Origin of the sequence: Duganella sp. CT11-25 (genome assembly GCF_047302815.1) — a bacterium.
GTDB lineage: Bacteria > Pseudomonadota > Gammaproteobacteria > Burkholderiales > Burkholderiaceae_D > Rugamonas.
Genome location: NZ_JBKBFD010000001.1, coordinates 2,237,788 through 2,258,052, shown reverse-complemented (window position 1 = coordinate 2,258,052; position 20,265 = coordinate 2,237,788). Strand labels below are relative to the sequence as shown.

The window sequence follows — 20,265 nt, the reverse complement described above, 5'->3', positions numbered from 1 at the left end:
TCCGTCCGCGCGGGAATGATGCCTAAATAGAAATCATGGCAATATCACCACCTTGCCCGTGACCTTGCGCGCCGCCATATCGTTGAGCGCCTGCGCCGTCTCCTCCAGCTTGTACCGTCCCGAAATATGCGGCCGGATCTTGCCCTCTTGCAACCATCCGATCAACTGCCGCATGCCGGCCAGGTTGGCTTTCGGCTCGCGTTTTGCAAACTCGCCCCAGAACACGCCGATCAATGAAGCACCTTTGAGCAAGGTTAAATTGAGCGGCAATTTCGGAATTTCGCCGTTGGCGAATCCGACCACCAGATACCGCCCGCGCCACGCGATCGAGCGGAACGCCGGCTCTGCATATTCGCCGCCGACCGGGTCGTAAATCACGTCCGGACCCTTGCCGCCGGTCGCCGCCTTGATCGCCTCGCGCAAATCCTGGCTGCTGTAGTTGATCAGCACGTCCGCGCCATGCTGTTTGCACACCTCCAGCTTCTCATCGGTCGAAGCGCAAGCAATAATGCGGGCGCCAAGGGCTTTGCCTATCTCGATCGCGGCCAGCCCCACACCCCCGGCCGCGCCAAGTATTAGCATGGTCTCGCCAGCTTTTAGCGCGGCCCGGTCCACCACCGCATGGTGCGAGGTGCCGTAGGTGAGGGTGATGGCCGCCGCCGTGTCGAAATCCATGCCGGGCGGCATGGGCATCAGGGCTTGCACGGGCGCCACTAATTGTTGCCCGAAACCACCGGTTGAAGTGAAGGCGATGACCTTGTCGCCGGCCTTGAAAGTTGTCACATCGTCGGCGACCGAGCGGATCACGCCGGCCACTTCGCTGCCTGGAATAAAGGGCAATTCCGGCTTGAATTGATACTTGCCTTGCACAATCAGTACGTCCGGAAAATTGACGCCGGCGGCCTTGACGTCGATCACCACCTGGCCTGAGGCGGCTTGCGGATCCGGCAATTCCTGGACGGTCAGGGTATCCGGCAAACCCCAGGCCTGGCATACGACAGCTTTCATTTCGGTCTCCTTGGTTTTTAAAATAGAACGGTCGTTATATTTTTATGATACCTGAAAGCGCCACCCGTTTGCGCAAAGTTCGGTCTGCCGCACGTTTGTGCTGGCGCAAAGTGGCTGCTGAGATGATTGTTAGAGTTGGTTAAGGGCCGCCCCGCTTGGGCGCGGCAGGGAGGACGCCATGACTATCCGCCACGGCTGCTTTTTTAGTTATGCACATGGCCAGCATGCGTACATGAGCAAGTTCAAGGACGATCTGGTCGACGCACTCAAATGCTACCTGGAGCCTCACTTCGACAACGAGGACGAGTTGTTTGTCGATAGCGAGCAGCTCGGCGGCGGCGACGACCTGGATCAGAAGATCGCGAGGGCGCTGTGCGAGAGCGTCTGCATGATTGTCATTTATACACCCAAATACGAAGCACACGCCTACACCCGCCGCGAGTTTGCAGCAATGCAACTTATCGAAAGCGAACGCAAGCAATGGTATCCGCTGCCCAGCCACCTGATCATTCCCGTGATCATGACCCGCCATCCGATCGGCCTGCCGCCGCAGATCGCCGGGCCGGGCATGTATGTGGACTTTTCCCGCTACACGCTGGCCAGCGGCGACCTGAAGACCAATCCCGATTTCATCCCGGACATTGAAAAAATCGTCCTGCGCATTGCCGAGCACTATCACTTCCTAAAACGATGCACGCCGCCGGGGCATGACTGTGGCCGTTTTGTCATGCCGGACATCCCGCCCGAATGGCGCGCCATTCCTCCTCCAAACTTCCCACGCTAAAGGTCTGTCATGGAACCCACTTCCCTGTCCCTGCCGCCGCTGAACGCCAGCGGCGAAGTCGTCACCTTCTATTCTTACAAGGGTGGGACGGGGCGCACGATGGCCCTGTCGAATATCGCCGTGCTGCTGGCCCGCCAGCAAAACGCCACCACGCCGGTATTGATGATCGATTGGGACCTGGAGGCGCCGGGCCTGCACCATTATTTCGACCACCACGAGGAGCGGCCGGGCGTGCTGGAGCTGTTCGAGGCGTGCCGCGAGCAGCTGCTGCGCCGGCGCAAGGGGGCGGCCGCGCTGGACGATGAAGAGCTGGCGCGCGACGTGCTGGCCGCCGTCGGCTGGGAACACTATGTCAGCCGGGTCGACCAGAGCAGCCAGCTGTACCTGATGCGCGCCGGCCGCTTCGACGACAGCTATGGCGAGCGGCTGGCCGCCATGCACTGGGACGACCTGTTCGACAGCTGCCCGGCGCTGTTCCGTTGCTTCGCTGATAATCTTGCGCGCCATTTCCGGCACGTGCTGGTCGATTCCCGCACCGGCCGCACGGACAGCGCCGGCATCTGCACGACCTTGCTGCCACGCAAGCTGGTGGTGGTGTTCACGCCCAACCGGCAAAGCCTGGAGGGCGTGCAGGCGCTGGTCACCCGCGCCACCGCCTACCGCCGCAGCCACGAGGACGAGCAGCGGCCGCTGCTGGTCTATCCCTTGCCGTCGCGCATAGAAATGGGCGACAGCACCCAGCGCGCGCAATGGCGGCGCGGCGACCTGACGCTGCATATCCTCGGCTACCAGCCCATCTTCGAGCGGCTGATGCGCGAGTGCTACGGCATGCAGCAAATCTCGCTGGACAGCTATTTCGACGAAGTCCAGCTGCAGCAGACCCGCACCTTCGCCTACGGCGAGCAGCTGGCGGTGCGCATGGATCAGGGCGGCGACCGCTTTTCGCTGACGCGCACCTTCGAGGCCCTGCTGGACTGGCTGGGCCCCGGCTATTTCCCATGGCAATCGAGCCGCGAAATCCACCTGCTGGCGGCGATCGGCGAGGCGCGCCATGCGCTGGACGAGGGCGGGGGCAGGGCGCTGTCGCAGCCGCTGGCGCGCGACCTCAACCTGCTGGGCGAGATGTACCGGCGCGAGAACAAGCTGCGGCAGGCGCTGGCCTGTTTCGAGGAAAGCATGGTGTTGCGCCAGCGCGCCATGGGCGAGGACCATGCCGACACCTTGATCAGCAAGAGCAATCTGGCCGCCGTGCTGCGCCAGCAGGGGCAGGTGGACGAGGCGCAGTTCCTCGAGGAGTGCATCGTCGAGTCGCGCGAGCGGCTGCTGGGGGCGGAACACCTCGATACGCTGGCGGCGCGCGCCAACCTGGCGGCCACGCTGGCGCGGCAGGGCCGCACCGCCGAGGCGCTGGGCATGCAGGACAATGTGCTGGACGCCTACCTGCGCATGCTGGGCTCCGAGCATCAGCTGACCTTGTCCTGCAAGGCGGCCCGCGCCGACCTGCTGTTCCAGCGCGGCGACACCGAACACGCCCGCATCGCGCAGGAGCAGGTGCTGGCGGCCCGCAAGCGGCTGCTGGGCGCCGAGCACGTCGACACCCTGCGCAGCAAGACCGCGCTGGCCAGCACGCTGGTCCGGCTGCAGGAGCTGGACGCCGCCCGCAGCCTGCTGGACGCCGTGCTGCAGGCGCAAATCCGCCGGCTCGGCCCGGACCACCCCGATACCCGCTTGGCCCGCGAGCATCTGGCCGATGTCCAGGTGCAACTCGGCGGCCAGCTGGGCGAAGGTCCGCTGGTGCCGGAACTGCATCAGGACGCGGCGATGGACGACTACGGCGACGCCTTGCTGCGGGCCGCGGGGCCGCGCGGCGTGTCCGGCGCGGGCAGCCTGTGGTCGCGCACCAGCGATGAATTGCTGGCGCTCGACACCCGGCTGGCCGGTGCGCGGCCGGCGCAACGTTAGCGCGGCACGACACCGGCAAATTTATCTGGGTTGGAGGCCGCCGCCGCGCGCAGCCGGGCCGTTGCTTCAGGTAAAATCTCCGTATGAGAATCCTGATCAGTAATGACGACGGCTACCTGGCGCCAGGCATCAACGCGCTGGCCCAGGCGCTTGCGCCCATCGCCGATATCGTGGTGGTGGCGCCCGACAGCAACCGCTCCGGCGCGTCCAATTCCCTATCGCTGGACCGGCCGCTGTCGGTGCAGCAGGCCGCCAATGGTTTCTATTTTGTTAACGGAACGCCGACCGACTGCGTGCACGTGGCGCTGACCGGCATGCTCGACTACCGGCCCGACCTGGTCGTCTCCGGCATCAACAACGGCCCCAACATGGGCGACGACACGCTGTACTCCGGCACCGTCGCCGCCGCCACCGAGGGCTATCTGTTCGGCATCCCGGCCATCGCCTTCTCGCAGGGCGCCTACGGCTGGGAGCACATCGACGACGCCGCCCGCCACGCGCGCGACATCGTCCAGCGCTATTATGAAACGCTGCCGCGCCCGTATCTGCTGAACGTCAACATCCCCAACCGGCCCTACGAGCAGCTGACCAGCGTGGTGGCCACCCGGCTCGGCCGCCGCCACCAGGCCGAGCCGGTGATCAAGGCCAAGGACCCGCGCGGCAAGGATATTTTCTGGATCGGCCCGCCGGGGGCGACCAAGGACGCGGGCGAGGGCACCGATTTCTATGCCTGTGCCCAGGGCTGGACGTCGATGACCCCGCTGCAGATCGACCTGACCCACAAAACCCAACTCGATGCACTGGCAAAGGCCCTGGCATGAACGATAAAAACCGTACCTTTCCCTTGCCGCTGTCCTCGGTAGTCGACAACCAGGGCGCCAGGAAGGCGACGGTGTTCGCGCCGGTGGCGACGCCGCAAACGGCGACCCAGAACGCGGCGCGCCATGCGCCGCCGCCTTTCCCCGGCGCGCGGCCGGTGGCCACGCCGTCCAAGTCGCACAGCTACGCGATGGAACGGGCGCAGCCGGTGCCGGTGCAGTCCCCGCGCCAGAATCCGCTGGTATCGGACGCGGTGCGGCGCGCCATGGTGCAGCGAGTCGCCAGGCAGGGCGTCAAGGATACGGTGGTGCTGGGCGCGCTGGAGAGCGTGCCGCGCCATATGTTCATGGAGGAGGCGCTGGCCTCGCAGGCGTATATCGACGCCTCGCTGCCGATCGGCCACCACCAGACCATTTCCCAGCCCTACATCGTGGCGCGCATGATCGAGGTGATGCGCAACGGCGGCCAGTTGAAGAAAGTGCTGGAGATCGGCACCGGCTGCGGCTACCAGGCGGCGGTGCTGGCCTGCGTGGCGCAGGAGGTGTATTCGATCGAGCGCATCAAGCCGCTGCACGAGCTGGCCAAGGCCAATCTGCGGCCGCTGCGCGTGCCGAACCTGCGCTTGCATTACGGAGATGGTATGCTTGGCCTGCCGCAAGCGGCGCCGTTCGACGGCATCATCCTGGCCGCGGCCGGGCTGGAAGTGCCGCAAGCCCTGCTGGAACAGCTGGCCATCGGCGGCCGGCTGGTGGCGCCGGTAGGCGCCCGCTCGCAGCATCTGGAATTGATTACGCGCATAGGCAAGGCGGAATGGACCAGCGAAACGCTGGAGGACTGCCATTTCGTGCCCTTGCGTCCGGGCACGGTGTAGTTACCTTAACCTTGCCCGCACCACACAGACATTAAGATGAGAATGACAAATAAAAGCAATCTGCTCGCACTGAGCTTCACGCTGGTTTTCCTGAGCGCCTGTAATACCACTCCGAATCAAGCACCGGTTGTCGACCGCACGATCCCGCCTGCCGTCAAACCGGCCACGCCGAGCGAAACGGCGCAGATCGCCCGCGACGAGCGCGGCCTGTACACCGTCAAGAAGGGCGACACCCTGATCCGCATCGCGCTGGAATACGGCCAGAACTACCGCGACCTGGTGACCTGGAACAACCTGGCCAACCCGAACGACATCAAGGTCGACCAGGTGCTGCGCGTGCTGCCGCCGGACAGCGCCAATTCCGGCGTGGAAACCGCCGCCGTCATCATGCCGCCGTCCGACAAGACGCCGCCGCCGGCGCCGGTGGTCAAGCTGAGCGGGCCCAAGGGCGAGAAGAAGCCGTATTCCGACGCCACGCTGGCCGAACTGCAGCGCGGCGACAACGGCAAGGCCATCGCCGCCGCCCCGGCCGCTGCCCCGGCGACGACGCCGGTGGTCGCCCGTCCCTCGGTGACGCCGCCGATCGCCGCGCCGAGCGTGCCGGCGCCGGCCGCCGACGAGGAAAAGCTGAGCTGGATCTGGCCTTCCGAGGGCAAGGTGATCGCCACTTTCGACGAGGGCAAGAACAAGGGCGTGGACATCGCCGGCAAGGCGGGCCAGCAAGTCGTGGCTGCCGGAGCAGGAAAAGTCATGTATGCAGGCAGCGGCATCCGCGGATATGGTAATCTCGTTATTGTGAAGCACAGTAATAGCTTGTTGTCGGCCTACGCGCACAATCGCACGATTGTGGTCAAGGAAGGCCAGAGCGTGACCAAGGGACAAATGATTGCGGAAATGGGTGATTCCGATACCGATTCCGTCAAGCTGCACTTTGAAATCAGGCAGCAGGGCAAACCGGTGGACCCGTCCAGATTCCTGCCTAACCGCTAGCTGAGCCATGACACATATGCCGCACGACCAGATGGATGACGACTCGGCCCCGGAAGATTTCCAGGACGAGGCGGGCGATGATGTAGTCATCGATTCCATCGACGGTGCGGACGGCGCGGGCGATCCCGACGGCGCGCCCGCCACCGGCGCGGTGCTGGAAAGTGTCGACGAACTGAAGAAGGTGCTGGCGGCCGAGCTGTCGACCGACACCACCCAGCACTACCTGAACCAGATCGGCACCCGGCCGCTGCTGACCGCGCAGCAGGAGGTGCACTACGCCACCTTGGCCAAGAGCGGCGACTTCAGCGCCCGCCAGACCATGATCGAGCACAACCTGCGGCTGGTGGTCTCGATCGCTAAGCACTACATCAACCGCGGCGTGGTGCTGCTCGACATGATCGAAGAGGGCAACATCGGCCTGATGCGCGCCATCGACAAGTTCGAACCCGAGCGCGGCTTCCGCTTTTCCACCTACGCGACCTGGTGGATACGCCAGAGCATAGAACGCGCCATCATGAACCAGGCCCGCACGGTGCGCCTGCCGGTGCACATGGTGCGCGAGCTGAACCAGATCCTGCGCGGCAAATACCACCTCGAAGCCCAGCACCACAACGGCAAGGACGCCACCGCCGAGGACATCGCCGAGCTGGTCGGGCGGCCGGTGGAGGAGGTGCAGGACATCCTGGCGCTGTCCGAGCACGCCACCTCGCTGGACGCGCCGCTGGACAACGATCCGCAATCGTCGCTGATGGACATGCTGCCCGGCGACAGCGACGACAGCCCCGACGCCCGCGCCGAACACCATGAAATGACGGTGCTGGTGCGCGACTGGCTGACCAAGCTGCCGGACAAGCAGCGCATCGTCATCATGCGCCGCTTCGGCCTGGACAACGACGACCCGGCCACGCTGGAAACCCTGGCCGAGGAAATGGGCGTGACCCGCGAGCGGGTGCGCCAGATCCAGCAGGAAGCGCTGGTCAAGCTGAAACGGGCGATGGCCGCGCGCGGCGTGGTCCGCGATTCCCTGCTTTAACACTTCCCATTCTGCTATCATGTCGGCCCCGGCGCCTGCGCGCCGGCGCCGGCCATTCCCCATTCAATATTGAACGTTATGCAAGAAAATACAATCTTCATCAAGTCGCTCGACATGGACGCCCGCGGCGTCGGCCATCTGGAAAATGAAGACGGCTCCCAAGGAAAAGTGGTGTTTGTCGAAGGCGCACTGCCTGGCGAGACGGTCAGCTTCACCACGTTCAAGAAGAAGAAAAACTGGGAAATGGCGCGCATGGACGCGCTGCACCACGAGTCGCACATGCGCGTCAAGCCGAAGTGCGTGCACTTCGAGATGTGCGGCGGCTGCTCGATGCAGCACCTGGAGCCGACCGCGCAGGTGGCGATCAAGCAGCGCGTGCTGGAGGACAACCTGCAGCACATCGGCAAGGTCCGCCCGCTGACGGTGATGCGGCCGATGTACGGCCCGACCTGGGGCTACCGCTACCGCGCGCGCCTGTCGGTGCGCCACGTGGCCAAGAAGGACACGGTGCTGGTCGGCTTCCATGAAAAGAAATCGGTCTTCGTGGCCGATATCAAGAGCTGCGAAATCCTGCCCAGGCATGTGTCGGACCTGCTGCTGCCGCTGCGCGGGCTGATCGGCTCGCTGACCCTGTTCGCGCAGATTCCGCAGATCGAAGTGGCGATCGGCGAGGGCGTCACCGCGCTGGTGCTGCGCATCATGGGGCCGCTGACGCCGGCCGACGAGGTCAAGCTGAAGGCCTTCGCCGACCAGCACCAGATCCAGTTCTGGCTGCAGACCAAGGGCCCGGAAACCGCCGCGCCCTACTATCCGCTGGACCAGGACCTGCATTACCTGCTGCCGGAATTCGGCATCAAGATGCCGTTCAAGCCGGTCGACTTCACGCAGGTCAACCACTACATCAACCGCGTGCTGGTCGGCAAGGCGCTGCGCCTGCTGGACGTGCAGCCGGAAGACCGCGTGGCCGACCTGTTCTGCGGCCTGGGCAACTTCACGCTGCCGCTGGCGACGCAGGGCCGCGAAGTGGTCGGCATCGAGGGCAGCACCACGCTGTCCGAGCGCGCGCTGGACAACGCCAAGGCCAACGGCCTGTCGGACAAGACCACCTTCTACACCCGCAACCTGTTCGAGGTCACGGCCGACGACCTGGTCGCGCTGGGCAAATTCGACCGCATGCTGATCGACCCGCCGCGCGACGGCGCGATGGCGCTGAGCGAAGCGCTGGTGGCCTTGAGCCAGAGCCGCGCCGACCTGCTGCCGAAGCGCATCGTCTACGTCTCGTGCAGCCCGTCGACGCTGGCGCGCGACGCCGGCATCCTGGTCAACGCCGGCTATGTGCTGGATAAGGCCGGCGTGGTCAATATGTTCCCGCACACCTCGCACGTGGAATCGATGGCAGTGTTCAATCTGGCTTGATGTTTTTCTTGTAAGTTTGTTGACTTTGCCGGAGGCGTTTGCAACACTGGCTTGATTCCTAATCAGCGCCCGGAGTTGGCATGCGCCTCCTGTCCCGTCTCATCGTCATGGCCGCATTTTGCGGCCTGCCGCTCGCCGTCCTGGCCCAAACCACCGTCACCTCGTTTTCGCCGGAAGGCGCCGTCAAGGCGGTGCGCCAGGTCACCGCGCGCTTCAGCGGTCAGATGGTCCCGCTGGGCGACATGCGCCTCGCCGATCCGTTCACCGTCGATTGCCCGGAGGAGGGCAAGGGCCGCTGGATAGACGGCAAGAACTGGAGCTACGATTTCGTGCGCGACCTGCCGGGCGGCGTGGCGTGCAGCTTCACGCTCAAGGCCGACGCCAGGGACCTGGACGGCAAGCCGCTGGCCGGCGAGCGCAAGTTCGCCTTCAACACCGGCGGCCCGGCGGTGGTGGAGATGGTGCCGCGCGAAGGTTCCAGCTACATCGACGAGCAGCAGATCTTCATCCTCGGCCTCGATGCGCCGGCCAGCGAGCGGACGGTGGCCGCGCATGCATGGTGCCGCGCCGACGGCGTCAATGAAAAGATCGGCGTGCGCATCCTCGGCGGCGCCGAGCGCCAGCAGATACTGGACCAGCGCAAGGCCTTCACCGACCGCTACCTGTCGTTGTACTTCAAGGCGCGCGGCGTGATATGGCGCGCCGGCGCGGCCGTGCGCAGCGACCGTATCGAGAAGCTGCCCATCGTGGTGCTGCAATGCCAGCGCCGCCTGCCTGCCGGCGCCGATGTGTCGCTGGTGTGGGGCGCGGGCATCGCGGCCGGCAGCGGCATCGCCACCGTCCAGGACCAGGCGCTGGCTTTCCGCACGCGGCCGGACTTCACCGCGAAGTTCAGCTGCGACAGGCTGTCCGCCAAGGGCGGCTGCATCCCCTTCCTGCCCGTGCGGGTGGAGTTCTCGGCGCCGGTGCGCATGGCCGATGCACTGGCCGTCAAGCTGGCGGGGCCTGGCGGCAAGGTCTTCAAGGCCGGCGTCGACAAGGAGGAGGCCAGGGCGGAATACGTCAGCTGGGTGACCATCAAGGGACCGTTTCCGGAAAAATCGAAACTGATGCTGACCTTGCCGGCCAACCTGAAGGACGATGCCGGCCGCACCTTGCTGAATCAGGCGCGCTTCCCGATGGCGGTGCAGACCGATGTGCAGCCGGCGCTGGTCAAGTTCCCGGCGCGCTTCGGCATCATCGAGGCCAGGGGCGACAAGCTGCTGCCGGTCACGGTGCGCAATATCGAGTCCACGCTGAGCGGCGGCAAGGCCAAGGTCGACGGCGCATCGCTGCGCGTGAACGACGCCGCCGCCACGCCGGAACAGCAGGACCAGCAAATCATCCATTGGATGAAGCGCATGAGTTACGGCGGCGGCTGGGAACCTTCGGAGTTGTATGGCGAGAACCTGCTGAAGCCTGTTCTGGCGGACGTCAAGGGAGGCTCGATCGAACGCTTCGCCATGCCCAAGCCGGGCGGTGCGCGGGCGTTCGAGGTGGTCGGCATCCCGCTGCGCAAGCCGGGATTCTACGTGGTCGAACTGGCCAGCCCCAAGCTGGGCCAGGCGCTGACCGACAAGCGCAATACTGCCTATGTCAGCACGGCGGCGCTGGTCACCAATATGGTGGCGCACTTCAAGCACGGCGCGCAGTCATCGCTGGTGTGGATCACCTCGCTGGACAAGGGCAAGCCGGTGGCACAGGCGCAGGTGGCGGTACGCGATTGCGCCGGCGCCTTGCTGTGGCAGGGCGCGACCGACAGCACCGGCGTGGCACGCATCGGCAAGGAACTGCCGGTACCGGCCTGTCGGCCGGAGGGTAGTTACTTCATCAGCGCCCGCAGCGGCGGCGACATGACCTTCACGCTGTCCAACTGGGACCGGGGCATCGAGAGCTGGCGCTTCAACCTGCCGACCGACGACTACAGCGCCGACAACGTGATCGCCGCCACCGTGTTCGACCGCACCTTGCTGCGCGCCGGCGAGACGGTGCACATGAAGCACTTCCTGCGCCGCCATGTGGAGCAGGGCATCGCGCTGGTCAGCGACGCCGATGCGCCGCGCAAGGACACGCGCAACTGGCGCGCCAGGCAGCTGACGGCCGAGGAGCGCAAGGCGCAGCCGGGCAAGATCATCATCCTGCACGAGGGCAGCGAGCAGCAGTACGAACTGCCGGTCGGCTGGAGCGCGAACGGCAGCGCCGCCAACGACTGGGCGATACCGGCCGACGCCAGGCAGGGCTGGTACCAGGTGATGCTGGGAGGACGCGAGTCGGGCCGCTTCCGCGTCGAGCAATTCCGCGTGCCGACCATGAAGGCGATTTTGCAGGGGCCGAAGACGCCGGCGATCCAGGCCGCGTCGGTCGAGCTGGATGTGCAGCTCAGCTACCTCTCCGGCGGCGGCGCCGGCGACGCGCCGGTGCAGCTGCGCACCGTGGTCCAGGATAAATCCGTCAGCTTCGACGACTATGCCGACTTCACGTTCAGCACCGGCGACGTCAAGGTCGGCGCCGAGCGCAGCGCCGGCGCTTTCGATGAGGACGAGGGCATGTTCGACGACGGCGGCGCCGATGCGCCGGCGGCGCTGTCGGGCCTCAAGACGCGCAGCCTGGCGCTGGACAAGGCCGGAGGCGCGCGCGTGACCATCGACCAGCTGTCCACCGCGCCTGTCCCGCGCGAGCTGACGGCGGAGATGACCTACCAGGACGCCAACGGCGAGACGCTGTCCGCCGCCACCCGCATTCCACTGTGGCCGTCGAGCTATGTGATCGGCATCCAGCCCGACGGCTGGGTACTGAGCAAGGATGCGCTCAAGTTCACGGTCGCGGTGCTGGATCTGCGCGGCCAGCCTGTGGCCGAGGCGCCGGTGACGGTGGACTTCTTCCAGCGCCAGTCCTACTCGCACCGGCGGCGCCTGATCGGCGGCTTCTACGCCTATGAGAACAGCAGCGAGATCAAGGCGCTGGGCGCGGCCTGCGAGGGCCGGACCGACAACAAGGGCCTGCTGATCTGCCAAGTCACGGCGCCGGCGTCGGGCAACCTGATCCTGCGCGCCAAGACCCAGGACGGCGAACAGCGCGTGGCGATGACGAATCGCGAAACCTGGGTGGCCGACGGCGCCGACTGGTGGTTCAGCGCCACCGACAACGACCGCATCGACCTGCTGCCGGAGAAGAAGCGCTACGAGCCGGGCGACAGCGCCAGCTTCCAGGTGCGCATGCCGTTCCGCGAGGCCACCGCTTTGGTGACGGTCGAGCGCGAAGGCATCATCGATACCTATGTGCGCCCGCTCAGCGGCAGCGCGCCGGTGTTCACGATACCGGTCAAGCAGCAGTACGCGCCCAACGTCTACGTGTCGGTGCTGGTGGTGCGCGGCCGCGTGGCCAGCGTGGCGCCGACCGCGCTGGTCGACCTGGGCAAGCCCGCCTACAAGCTGGGCATCGCGCCGTTGAAGGTGGGCTGGTCGGCCAATGAACTCAAGGTGCAGGTCACGACGGACAAGCCGGTGTACAAGGTGCGCGACAACGCCGCCGTCAAGGTCAAGGTCACGCGCGCCGACGGCTCGCCTGTTCCGGCCGGGGCGGAAGTGGCGCTGGCGGCGGTCGATGCCGGCCTGCTGGAGCTGATGCCGAATACCAGCTGGGAGCTGCTGGAAGCCATGATGCAGCAGCGCAGCCTGCAGGTGCAGACCGCGACCGCGCAGATGCAGGTGGTCGGCAAGCGCCACTTCGGCCGCAAGGCGGTGCCGGCCGGTGGTGGCGGCGGCAAGGGCGCCGGCCGCGAACTGTTCGACACGCTGCTGTTCTGGAAGGCGCGCGTGAGCTTGGATGCCAACGGCGAGGCTTCGGTGCAGGTGCCGATCAACGATTCGCTGACGGCGTTCCGCATCGTCGCCATCGCCAGCGCGGAGGCGGATTTGTTCGGCACCGGCCGCACCGAGGTGCGCAGCTCGCAGGATTTGATCCTGCTGTCAGGCTTGCCCGCGCTGGTGCGCGAGGGCGACCGCTTCCGCGCCGGCTTCACGCTGCGCAATACCACCGATGCCGCCGTCAAGGTGGCGCTGACCGCCAGCGCGGGCGGCAAGGCGCTGGCGCCGCAGCAGGTATCGCTGGCTGCCGGCCAGGCGCAGGAAATCGGCTGGGATTACCAGGTGCCGCCGTCGGTGACGTCGCTGGCCTGGGATGTCGGTGCCAGCGTGGCCGGCGCCGGCGATGCGCCCGCCTCGCGCGACCGCCTGAAGGTCAGGCAGAAAGTGGTGGCGGCCGTGCCGGTGCGCGTCACGCAGGCGACCTTGCTGCAGCTGGACCGCAAGCTGAACATGCAAGTCAAGCTGCCCGACGATGCGCTGCCGGGGCGCGGCGGTGTGCAGGCGCAGTTCAGCACCCGCCTGGGCGGCGATCTGCCGGGCGTGCGCGACTACATGCAAGCCTATCCTTACCGCTGCTTCGAACAGGTCAGCTCGCGCGCCATCGCGCTGCACGACAAGGCGCTGTGGCAGTCGGCGATCGACACGCTGCCCGCGCACCTGGACGGCGACGGCCTGGTCAAGTACTTCGCCTTGATGACGCAGGGCAGCGACACGCTGACCGCCTACGTGCTGTCGGCCTCCCGGGAAGCGGGTTACGAGATCCCGCCGGAACTGAAGGCGCGCATGGAGTCCGGCCTGCTGGCCTTCGTGCAGGGCCGCGTCACGCGCTACTCGTCGCTGCCGACGGCCGACCTGGCGGTGCGCAAGGTGGCGGCGCTGGAGGCGCTGTCGCGTTCCAATGAGGTCGCGGCCGCACAGCTGGAATCGTTCGCGGTCGAGCCCAATCTGTGGCCGACGTCCGCCGTCATCGACTGGTATCTGATCCTCAAGCGCTCGCCCAAGCTGCCGCAGCACGCGCAGCGGCTGGCGCAGGCGGGGCAGATACTGCATTCGCGCCTGAACCTGCAGGGCACGACGATGGGCTTCTCGACCGAGCGCACCGACGACTGGTGGTGGCTGATGTCGTCCGCCGACGTCAACGCCAACCGCCTGCTGCTGGCGATGCTGGACAACCCGGCGTGGCAGGACGACATGGGCCGGCTGGCACGCGGTACGCTGGGCCGCCAGCGCCACGGCCGCTGGGATACCACCGTGGCCAACGCCTGGGGCGTGCTGGCGATCGACAAGTTCTCGCAGAAGTTCGAGCGCGACAAGGTGACTGGCACCGCCATCGCCACGCTGGCGCAGGCCAGCAAGAGCATCGCCTTCGGCGGCGACGCCACCGGCGGCGCGGTGTCGCTGCCATGGCCGCGCCGAGGCGGCAAACTGCAGCTGGAGCATGCCGGCGCCGGCAAGCCGTGGGTGACGGTGCAGACCACGGCGGCCCTGCCGTTGAAGGCGCCGCTGTCCAGCGGCTACAAGATCGCCAAGACCGTCACGCCAATCGAGCAGAAGGTCAAGGGCGAGTGGTCGCGTGGCGATGTCTATCGCGTGCATCTGGACCTGGAGGCGCAGTCGGACATGACCTGGGTGGTGGTCGACGACCCGATCCCGGCCAGCGCCACCGTGCTCGGTTCGGGGCTGGGCCGCGATTCGCAGTTGCTCGACAGCGGCAAGCAGCGCAGCGGCTGGACCTGGCCGACCTTCGAGGAACGCACTTTCGAGGGCTTCCACGCTTTCTACCAGTTCGTCCCGAAAGGGAAATGGAGCCTGGAATACACGGTGCGCCTGAATAATCCGGGCCAGTTCAACCTGCCACCGACACGGGTCGAGGCGATGTATAGTCCGGAGATGTTTGGCGAGGCGCCGAATGCGCCGTTGGGTGTGAAATGAAACTGATCGCTTTCAGCTTGCTGGCGCTGGCGGGTGCCGCCAGCGCCGCCGTGCCGACCCACGAGGAGGTCAAGGCGGCGTATCGCTCGTCCGAGGCGCAGCTGCTGGACCGGCACGGCGAGCCGGTGCAATCGCTGCGCATCGACATGCAAGTGCGCCGCCTGCCATGGGTGGCGCTGGCCGACATCTCGCCCAGCCTGCCGGCCGCCGTGCTGCAGGCGGAAGACCAGCGCTTCTACCAGCATGGCGGCGTTGACTGGAGCGCGGCCACCAAGGCCGCGTGGGACAACCTGTTCCGCAGCCGCCCGCGCGGCGCCTCGACCATCACCATGCAACTGGCGGCGCAGCTCGACCCGCAACTGCTGCCGTCGGCCAAGGGCCGCAACTGGAGCCAGAAGTGGGACCAGGTCAAGGCCGCGCGCGAGATCGACGCCTCGTGGACCAAGCCCCAGATCATGGAAGCGTACCTGAACCTGGTGTCGTTCCGCGGCGAGCTGCAGGGCGTGGGCGCGGCGGCGCGAGGCTTGTTCGGCAAGGCGCCGTCCGGGCTGGACTTGAGCGAATCGGCGATCCTGGCCAGCCTGCTGCGCGGACCGTCGGCCGCGCCCAAGCTGGTGTCGCAGCGGGCCTGCGCACTGGCGCAGGAGTTGCGGATGCCGTCCACCTGCAGCGAGATCCAGCTGCGCGTGGTGGTGGCGATGGGCCGCCCGCAACTGGCGGTTGAGCTGCCGCCGGCGCCGCAGGTGGCGCAGCAGTTGCTGGTCAGCGGCGGCCAGGCGGTGCGCAGCACGCTGGACGGCGGCCTGCAGCGCTTTGCGCAGACCGCTCTGCGCCAGCAGTTGATGGCGCTGCGGGCGCGCAATGTCAACGATGGCGCGGTGGTGGTGCTGGATAACGCCAGCGGCGAGATCCTGGCCTATGTCGGCAATGCGGGCGGCGGCGAGGTCGATGGCGTGGCGGCGCTGCGCCAGGCCGGATCGACGTTGAAGCCTTTCCTATACGAGCTGGCGCTGGAGCGCAAACAGCTGACGGCGGCCTCGCTGATGGACGATACGGCGATCGATATCTCGACGCCCTCCGGCCTGTATATCCCGCAGAACTACGACCGCGATTTCAAGGGCTACGTCAGCGTGCGCAACAGCCTGGCCAGCTCGCTGAACGTGCCGGCGGTGCGCACGCTGGTGATGACGGGGCTGGACCGGTTTCACCAGCACCTGCGAGACGTGGGCCTGGGCAGCCTGACCGAATCGCCGGACTACTACGGCTATTCGCTGGCGCTGGGATCGGCGGAAGTGTCGCTGCTGGAACTGAGCAATGCCTACCGCACGCTGGCCAACGGCGGCGTGTACGGCGCCGTCACGCTGCGGCCCGGGCCGGCAACGCCCACGCGCCGCGTGCTGGACGCCGGCGCCGCTTTCATCATCGGCGACATCCTGGCCGACCGCGCCGCGCGCAGCATCACCTTCGGCCTGAAGAACGAACTGGCGACCACCTTCTGGGCGGCCGTCAAGACCGGTACGAGCAAGGACATGCGCGACAACTGGTGCCTCGGCTATACGGGACGCTACACGGTCGGCGTCTGGGTCGGCAATTTCGACGGCCAGCCGATGTGGGACGTGTCCGGCGTCAGCGGCGCGGCGCCGGTGTGGCGCGATGTGATGGATTACCTGCATCGGGGTCAGCCCAGCCGCGCGCCGGCGGCGCCGGCCGGCGTGGTGCGCCAGCAGATCGCCTACCAGCCGGCGCTGGAGGCGGCGCGCGGCGAGTGGTTCCTCGCCGGCACGCAAAGCCCGGTGATCGCGCTGGTGCAGGATGGCCATCGCGCGCCCAAGATCTTGTATCCGGGCGAAGCCAGCATCATCGCCATCGACCCGGACATTCCGGACGCGATCCAGCGCGTATTTTTCCAGGCGCAAGGCGGGCAGGGGCTGCGCTGGCGGCTGGACGGCGCCGACCTCGGCCGCGCCGAAGACTATGCCTGGCGGCCGACCCCCGGCGCCCACCAGCTGGCGCTGGTCGACGCCGAAGCGCGCACCGTCGCCGCCACCCGCTTCCAGGTGCGCGGCGGCACGCAATAAAAAAAGCCGGCGCGAGGCCAGCTTTTTGGGGCGTGCTGAATGCTCTTAGTCGCGGTCGCCGCCGAAGATGCCCAGCAGCGACAGCAGGTTGGTGAAGATGTTGTACACGTCCAGGTACAGGCTCAGCGTGGCGCTGATGTAGTTGGTCTCGCCGCCGTTGATGATCTGCTGCACGTCATACAGGATGTACGCCGAGAAGATACCGATCGCGACCACCGAAATCACAATCGCCAGCGCCGGAATGTGCAGGAAGATGTTGGCGATCGAGGCCAGGATCAGGATCACGAGACCGGCGAACAGCCAGGTGCCCATGCCCGAGAAGTCACGCTTGGACACCGTCGCGACCGACGCCAGCACCGCGAACACCGATGCCGTACCGCCGAACGCGGCCATGATCAGGAAACCGCCGTTGGCGAAGCCCAGGATGCGCGACAGCAGCGGCGTCAGCATCAGACCCATGAAGAAGGTAAAGCCCAGCAGCAGGGCCACGCCCAGGCCGGAATCCTTGTTCTTCTGGATTCCCCAGATGAAGCCGAAGGCCACCGCCAGGAATACCAGCATCATCAGGCCGCCGCCCAGCGGCAGGTGCAGGGACACGCCCAGCGCCGCGCCAAACACGGTCGGCACCATCGACAGCGCCAGCAGCCAGTAGGTGTTGCGCAGCACGTTGTGCTGCACCGACCGGCGGCTTTCCGCCAGGTCGTAGGTTTTTTGCATGTTGATCATAGTGCCTCCATTACATAGGATTCGGTTTCCCGCTTGCCAAAAGCATAGCACGTCGGGGTAAAAAAACGCAAAATCATGCTCAAAATGCACTTAGAGCTGGCTTAAACCGGCAGTATGGCCATTTTCGATGCCGCGTTGCAAGCTTATCTATTGCCGTTTTTCTGTATATGGGGTGTTCTATGGTAAAATCAAAGGTTGATTGAGTTATCAATTTTGTTTTAAACCTTTCTTTTTATTGGAGTTTTTCAAATGGCAATCGAACGCACCCTGTCGATCATCAAACCAGACGCAGTTGCAAAAAACGTTATCGGCCAAATCTACAGCCGTTTCGAAGGCGCTGGCCTGAAGATCGTTGCTGCGCAAATGAAGCAGCTGTCGCGTGAAGAGGCTGAAGGTTTCTACGCTGCGCACAAAGAGCGCGGTTTCTTCAAGGATCTGGTTGACTTCATGGTCTCCGGTCCAGTCATGATCCAAGCTCTGGAAGGCGAGAACGCCGTCCTGAAAAACCGCGAACTGATGGGCGCTACCGATCCTAAGAAGGCCGACAAAGGCACCATCCGTGCTGACTTCGCCGATTCGATCGACGCTAACGCTGTTCACGGTTCCGACGCTGTCGAAGCCGCCGCAGTTGAAATCGCTTACTTCTTCGGTAAGTAATACGCAGTAGTCCTGTTTTTGTAATGCCCCGTTTCCGCCTCGCCCCCGCGGACGGAAACGGAGTTCTTTAGAATTGTTTTGAAACTGAATATGAACGCACCTCTGACCAACTTGCTGGACTTCGATCCCGCGCAGCTCATCGCTTATTGCGCCGAGTTGGGGGAGAAACCGTTCCGCGCCAAGCAACTGCAGCGCTGGATCCACCAATTCGGCGCGTCGGACTTCGACAGCATGACGGATCTGGCCAAGTCGCTGCGCGATAAACTGAAAACCCGCGCCCACGTCACGGCGCCGGCCATCATCAGCGACCACACGTCCACCGACGGCACCCGCAAATGGCTGGTCGACGTCGGCAACGGCAACGCGGTCGAAACCGTGTTCATCCCGGAAGAGAACCGCGGCACGCTATGCATCTCGACCCAGGCCGGCTGCGCCGTCAACTGCCGCTTCTGCTCGACCGGCAAGCAAGGCTTCTCGCGCAACCTCAGCGTCGGCGAAATCATCGGCCAGCTGTGGATGGCGGAATTCGAACTGCGCCGCACCAAGGGCATCGAGCCCGGCCCGAAGGGCGAGCGCCAGATCACCAACGTGGTGATGATGGGCATGGGCGAGCCGCTGCTGAACTTCGAGCCGACCGCCACCGCGCTGAAGCTGATGCTGGACGATAACGCCTACGGCCTGTCGCGCCGCCGCGTGACCCTGTCCACCTCCGGCGTGGTGCCGATGATGGACAAGCTGTCGCAGGAAGTGCCGGTGGCGCTGGCCGTCTCGCTGCACGCCTCGAACGACCAGCTGCGCGACAGCCTGATCCCGCTGAACAAGAAATACCCGCTCAAGGAGCTGATGGCCGCCTGCAAGCGCTACCTGGAATTTGCGCCGCGCGACTTCATCACCTTCGAGTACTGCATGCTCGACGGCGTCAACGACTCCGACGAGAACGCGCGCGAATTGCTGGCCCTGGTGCAGGACCGCGAATTCGGCGTCAACTGCAAATTCAACCTGATTCCGTTCAATCCGTTCCCGGAATCGGGCCTGCTGCGCTCCAAGAATCCCCGCATCAAGGCCTTCGCGCAGATCCTGGTCGACGGCGGCATCGTCACCACCATCCGCAAGACGCGCGGCGACGACATCGACGCCGCCTGCGGCCAGTTGGCCGGCGAAGTCCAGGACCGCACCAAGGTCGCCCAGCGCATGGAGAAAATGGCCGAGTACCAGCAAAAGTTCGGCGCTAATTTCGGCAAGATCGTGGAGATCCGTTCCTGATGATCTTCCTGGCGCAGCGTAGCCGGCTCAGTCTCGTCGCGGTGCTCGCGGCCGGGGCGCTGGCCGGCTGTGCCTCGCGGGCGCCTGAACGGGGCAATAGCGGCCAGGCCGAACTGGTGACCGAATCGGACCAGACCTCGGCCCAGCGCAAGGTCGAGATCCGCATGCAGCTGGCGGTCGGCTATTTCGAGCAGCGCCAGTATGCGTTCGCGCTGGACCAGGTCAAGCTGGCGCTGGTGGCCGATCCGGACCACGCCGACGCCTACGGCATGCGCGGCCTGATCTACCAGCAGATGGGCGAGGCGGGCCTGGCCGAGGACAATTTCGTGCGCGCCCGCAAGCTGGCGCCGGGCAACCCGGACTTGGCCAACAACTACGGCTCTTTCCTGTGCCAGGCCGGCCGCATCGCCGAAGCGTTGCCGCTGTTCGATGCGGCCCTGGCCAACCGCGCCTACCGTTCGCCGGCCAACGCCGCCAACAACGCCGGTTCCTGCGCATTGAAGATCAAGGATTACGCCAGCGCGGAGCGTTATCTGCTGCAAGCCTTGCAGTTGACGCCCGACCTGCCGGCCACCAACGCCAATCTGGCGCGGGTATATTTTGAAAAGCGCGATTATGTGCGCGCCAATTTCTTTATTACCCGCCTGAACAAGGTGGCAAAGATGGAGAGCCTGACGGCCGACGTGCTGTGGCTCGCGATTAAGGTGCAGCATAAGCTGGGCGATACGGGAGCGGAATCCGGTTGGGCGACGCAATTGCGCCGCCACCACCCCGGCTCGACCGAGTATGCTGCTTATCAACGTGGGGCGTTTGATGAGTGA

At 65.6% G+C, this 20,265-nt stretch carries 14 protein-coding genes; 12 read left to right on the top strand and 2 right to left on the bottom strand.

Features of this window, described 5'->3' with window-relative positions:
* Nucleotides 1-33: 33 nt before the first annotated feature.
* Nucleotides 34-1,008 (bottom strand): NADPH:quinone oxidoreductase family protein, encoded by a 975-nt coding sequence (locus tag ACEN9F_RS09510; RefSeq protein WP_413419782.1) that lies wholly within the window; start codon nt 1,006-1,008, stop codon nt 34-36.
* Between the two features lie 178 nt (nt 1,009-1,186).
* On the opposite strand from ACEN9F_RS09510, the gene ACEN9F_RS09505 reads away from it, so the two are divergent.
* From ACEN9F_RS09505 to pbpC, 9 genes are all read left to right on the top strand, one after another.
* Nucleotides 1,187-1,792: a toll/interleukin-1 receptor domain-containing protein gene (locus ACEN9F_RS09505; RefSeq protein ID WP_413419781.1), complete on the top strand. Its 606-nt coding sequence runs from the start codon at nt 1,187-1,189 to the stop codon at nt 1,790-1,792.
* A 9-nt stretch (nt 1,793-1,801) separates the two neighbouring features.
* Nucleotides 1,802-3,754, top strand: coding sequence for a KGGVGR-motif variant AAA ATPase (locus ACEN9F_RS09500; RefSeq protein ID WP_413419780.1), 1,953 nt, complete (start codon nt 1,802-1,804; stop codon nt 3,752-3,754).
* 83 nt (nt 3,755-3,837) lie between these two features.
* Nucleotides 3,838-4,575: a 5'/3'-nucleotidase SurE gene (gene surE / locus ACEN9F_RS09495; protein WP_413419779.1), complete on the top strand. Its 738-nt coding sequence runs from the start codon at nt 3,838-3,840 to the stop codon at nt 4,573-4,575.
* Nucleotides 4,572-5,444, top strand: a complete 873-nt coding sequence (locus ACEN9F_RS09490) for a protein-L-isoaspartate(D-aspartate) O-methyltransferase (RefSeq protein WP_413419778.1) — start codon at nt 4,572-4,574, stop codon at nt 5,442-5,444. Before surE ends, ACEN9F_RS09490 begins: the two co-directional genes overlap by 4 nt.
* A gap of 42 nt (nt 5,445-5,486) precedes the next feature.
* Nucleotides 5,487-6,434: a peptidoglycan DD-metalloendopeptidase family protein gene (locus ACEN9F_RS09485; RefSeq protein ID WP_413419777.1), complete on the top strand. Its 948-nt coding sequence runs from the start codon at nt 5,487-5,489 to the stop codon at nt 6,432-6,434.
* Nucleotides 6,435-6,441: 7 nt separating this feature from the next.
* Nucleotides 6,442-7,467, top strand: coding sequence for an RNA polymerase sigma factor RpoS (rpoS, locus tag ACEN9F_RS09480; RefSeq protein ID WP_413419776.1), 1,026 nt, complete (start codon nt 6,442-6,444; stop codon nt 7,465-7,467).
* A gap of 78 nt (nt 7,468-7,545) precedes the next feature.
* On the top strand, nt 7,546-8,883 hold the full coding sequence (gene rlmD / locus ACEN9F_RS09475; RefSeq protein WP_413419775.1) for a 23S rRNA (uracil(1939)-C(5))-methyltransferase RlmD: 1,338 nt from the start codon (nt 7,546-7,548) through the stop codon (nt 8,881-8,883).
* A gap of 80 nt (nt 8,884-8,963) precedes the next feature.
* Entirely contained in the window at nt 8,964-14,720 is a 5,757-nt protein-coding gene (locus ACEN9F_RS09470; protein ID WP_413419774.1) for an alpha-2-macroglobulin family protein, read from the top strand.
* Entirely contained in the window at nt 14,717-16,798 is a 2,082-nt protein-coding gene (pbpC, locus tag ACEN9F_RS09465) for a penicillin-binding protein 1C (protein ID WP_413419773.1), read from the top strand. Before ACEN9F_RS09470 ends, pbpC begins: the two co-directional genes overlap by 4 nt.
* Nucleotides 16,799-16,843: 45 nt before the next feature.
* Here the strand turns inward: pbpC and ACEN9F_RS09460 are convergent, their stop codons facing one another.
* Nucleotides 16,844-17,524, bottom strand: coding sequence for a Bax inhibitor-1/YccA family protein (locus ACEN9F_RS09460; RefSeq protein ID WP_413419772.1), 681 nt, complete (start codon nt 17,522-17,524; stop codon nt 16,844-16,846).
* Between the two features lie 249 nt (nt 17,525-17,773).
* Here ACEN9F_RS09460 and ndk point away from each other — a divergent pair, with 249 nt between their 5' ends.
* The 3 genes from ndk to pilW all read left to right on the top strand — a co-directional run bounded on the left by ndk (nt 17,774) and on the right by pilW (nt 20,265).
* The gene (gene ndk, locus ACEN9F_RS09455) at nt 17,774-18,181 is read left to right on the top strand and encodes a nucleoside-diphosphate kinase (protein ID WP_070268627.1); all 408 of its coding nucleotides are present in this window, start codon (nt 17,774-17,776) and stop codon (nt 18,179-18,181) included.
* 90 nt (nt 18,182-18,271) lie between these two features.
* A complete protein-coding gene (gene rlmN, locus ACEN9F_RS09450) occupies nt 18,272-19,444 on the top strand; it encodes a 23S rRNA (adenine(2503)-C(2))-methyltransferase RlmN (protein WP_413419771.1) in 1,173 nt (390 codons plus the stop codon).
* On the top strand, nt 19,444-20,265 hold the full coding sequence (gene pilW, locus ACEN9F_RS09445; protein ID WP_413419770.1) for a type IV pilus biogenesis/stability protein PilW: 822 nt from the start codon (nt 19,444-19,446) through the stop codon (nt 20,263-20,265). Before rlmN ends, pilW begins: the two co-directional genes overlap by 1 nt.

Coding starts and splice junctions, on each gene's coding strand:
- ACEN9F_RS09485 (WP_413419777.1), top strand. CDS start 5,487: ATGACAAATAAAAGCAATCTGCTCGCACTGAGCTTCACGCTGGTTTTC.
- pbpC (WP_413419773.1), top strand. CDS start 14,717: ATGAAACTGATCGCTTTCAGCTTGCTGGCGCTGGCGGGTGCCGCCAGC.
- rlmD (WP_413419775.1), top strand. CDS start 7,546: ATGCAAGAAAATACAATCTTCATCAAGTCGCTCGACATGGACGCCCGC.
- ACEN9F_RS09460 (WP_413419772.1), bottom strand. CDS start 17,524: ATGATCAACATGCAAAAAACCTACGACCTGGCGGAAAGCCGCCGGTCG.
- surE (WP_413419779.1), top strand. CDS start 3,838: ATGAGAATCCTGATCAGTAATGACGACGGCTACCTGGCGCCAGGCATC.
- ACEN9F_RS09490 (WP_413419778.1), top strand. CDS start 4,572: ATGAACGATAAAAACCGTACCTTTCCCTTGCCGCTGTCCTCGGTAGTC.
- ACEN9F_RS09510 (WP_413419782.1), bottom strand. CDS start 1,008: ATGAAAGCTGTCGTATGCCAGGCCTGGGGTTTGCCGGATACCCTGACC.
- ACEN9F_RS09470 (WP_413419774.1), top strand. CDS start 8,964: ATGCGCCTCCTGTCCCGTCTCATCGTCATGGCCGCATTTTGCGGCCTG.
- ACEN9F_RS09500 (WP_413419780.1), top strand. CDS start 1,802: ATGGAACCCACTTCCCTGTCCCTGCCGCCGCTGAACGCCAGCGGCGAA.
- pilW (WP_413419770.1), top strand. CDS start 19,444: ATGATCTTCCTGGCGCAGCGTAGCCGGCTCAGTCTCGTCGCGGTGCTC.
- rpoS (WP_413419776.1), top strand. CDS start 6,442: ATGACACATATGCCGCACGACCAGATGGATGACGACTCGGCCCCGGAA.
- ndk (WP_070268627.1), top strand. CDS start 17,774: ATGGCAATCGAACGCACCCTGTCGATCATCAAACCAGACGCAGTTGCA.
- ACEN9F_RS09505 (WP_413419781.1), top strand. CDS start 1,187: ATGACTATCCGCCACGGCTGCTTTTTTAGTTATGCACATGGCCAGCAT.
- rlmN (WP_413419771.1), top strand. CDS start 18,272: ATGAACGCACCTCTGACCAACTTGCTGGACTTCGATCCCGCGCAGCTC.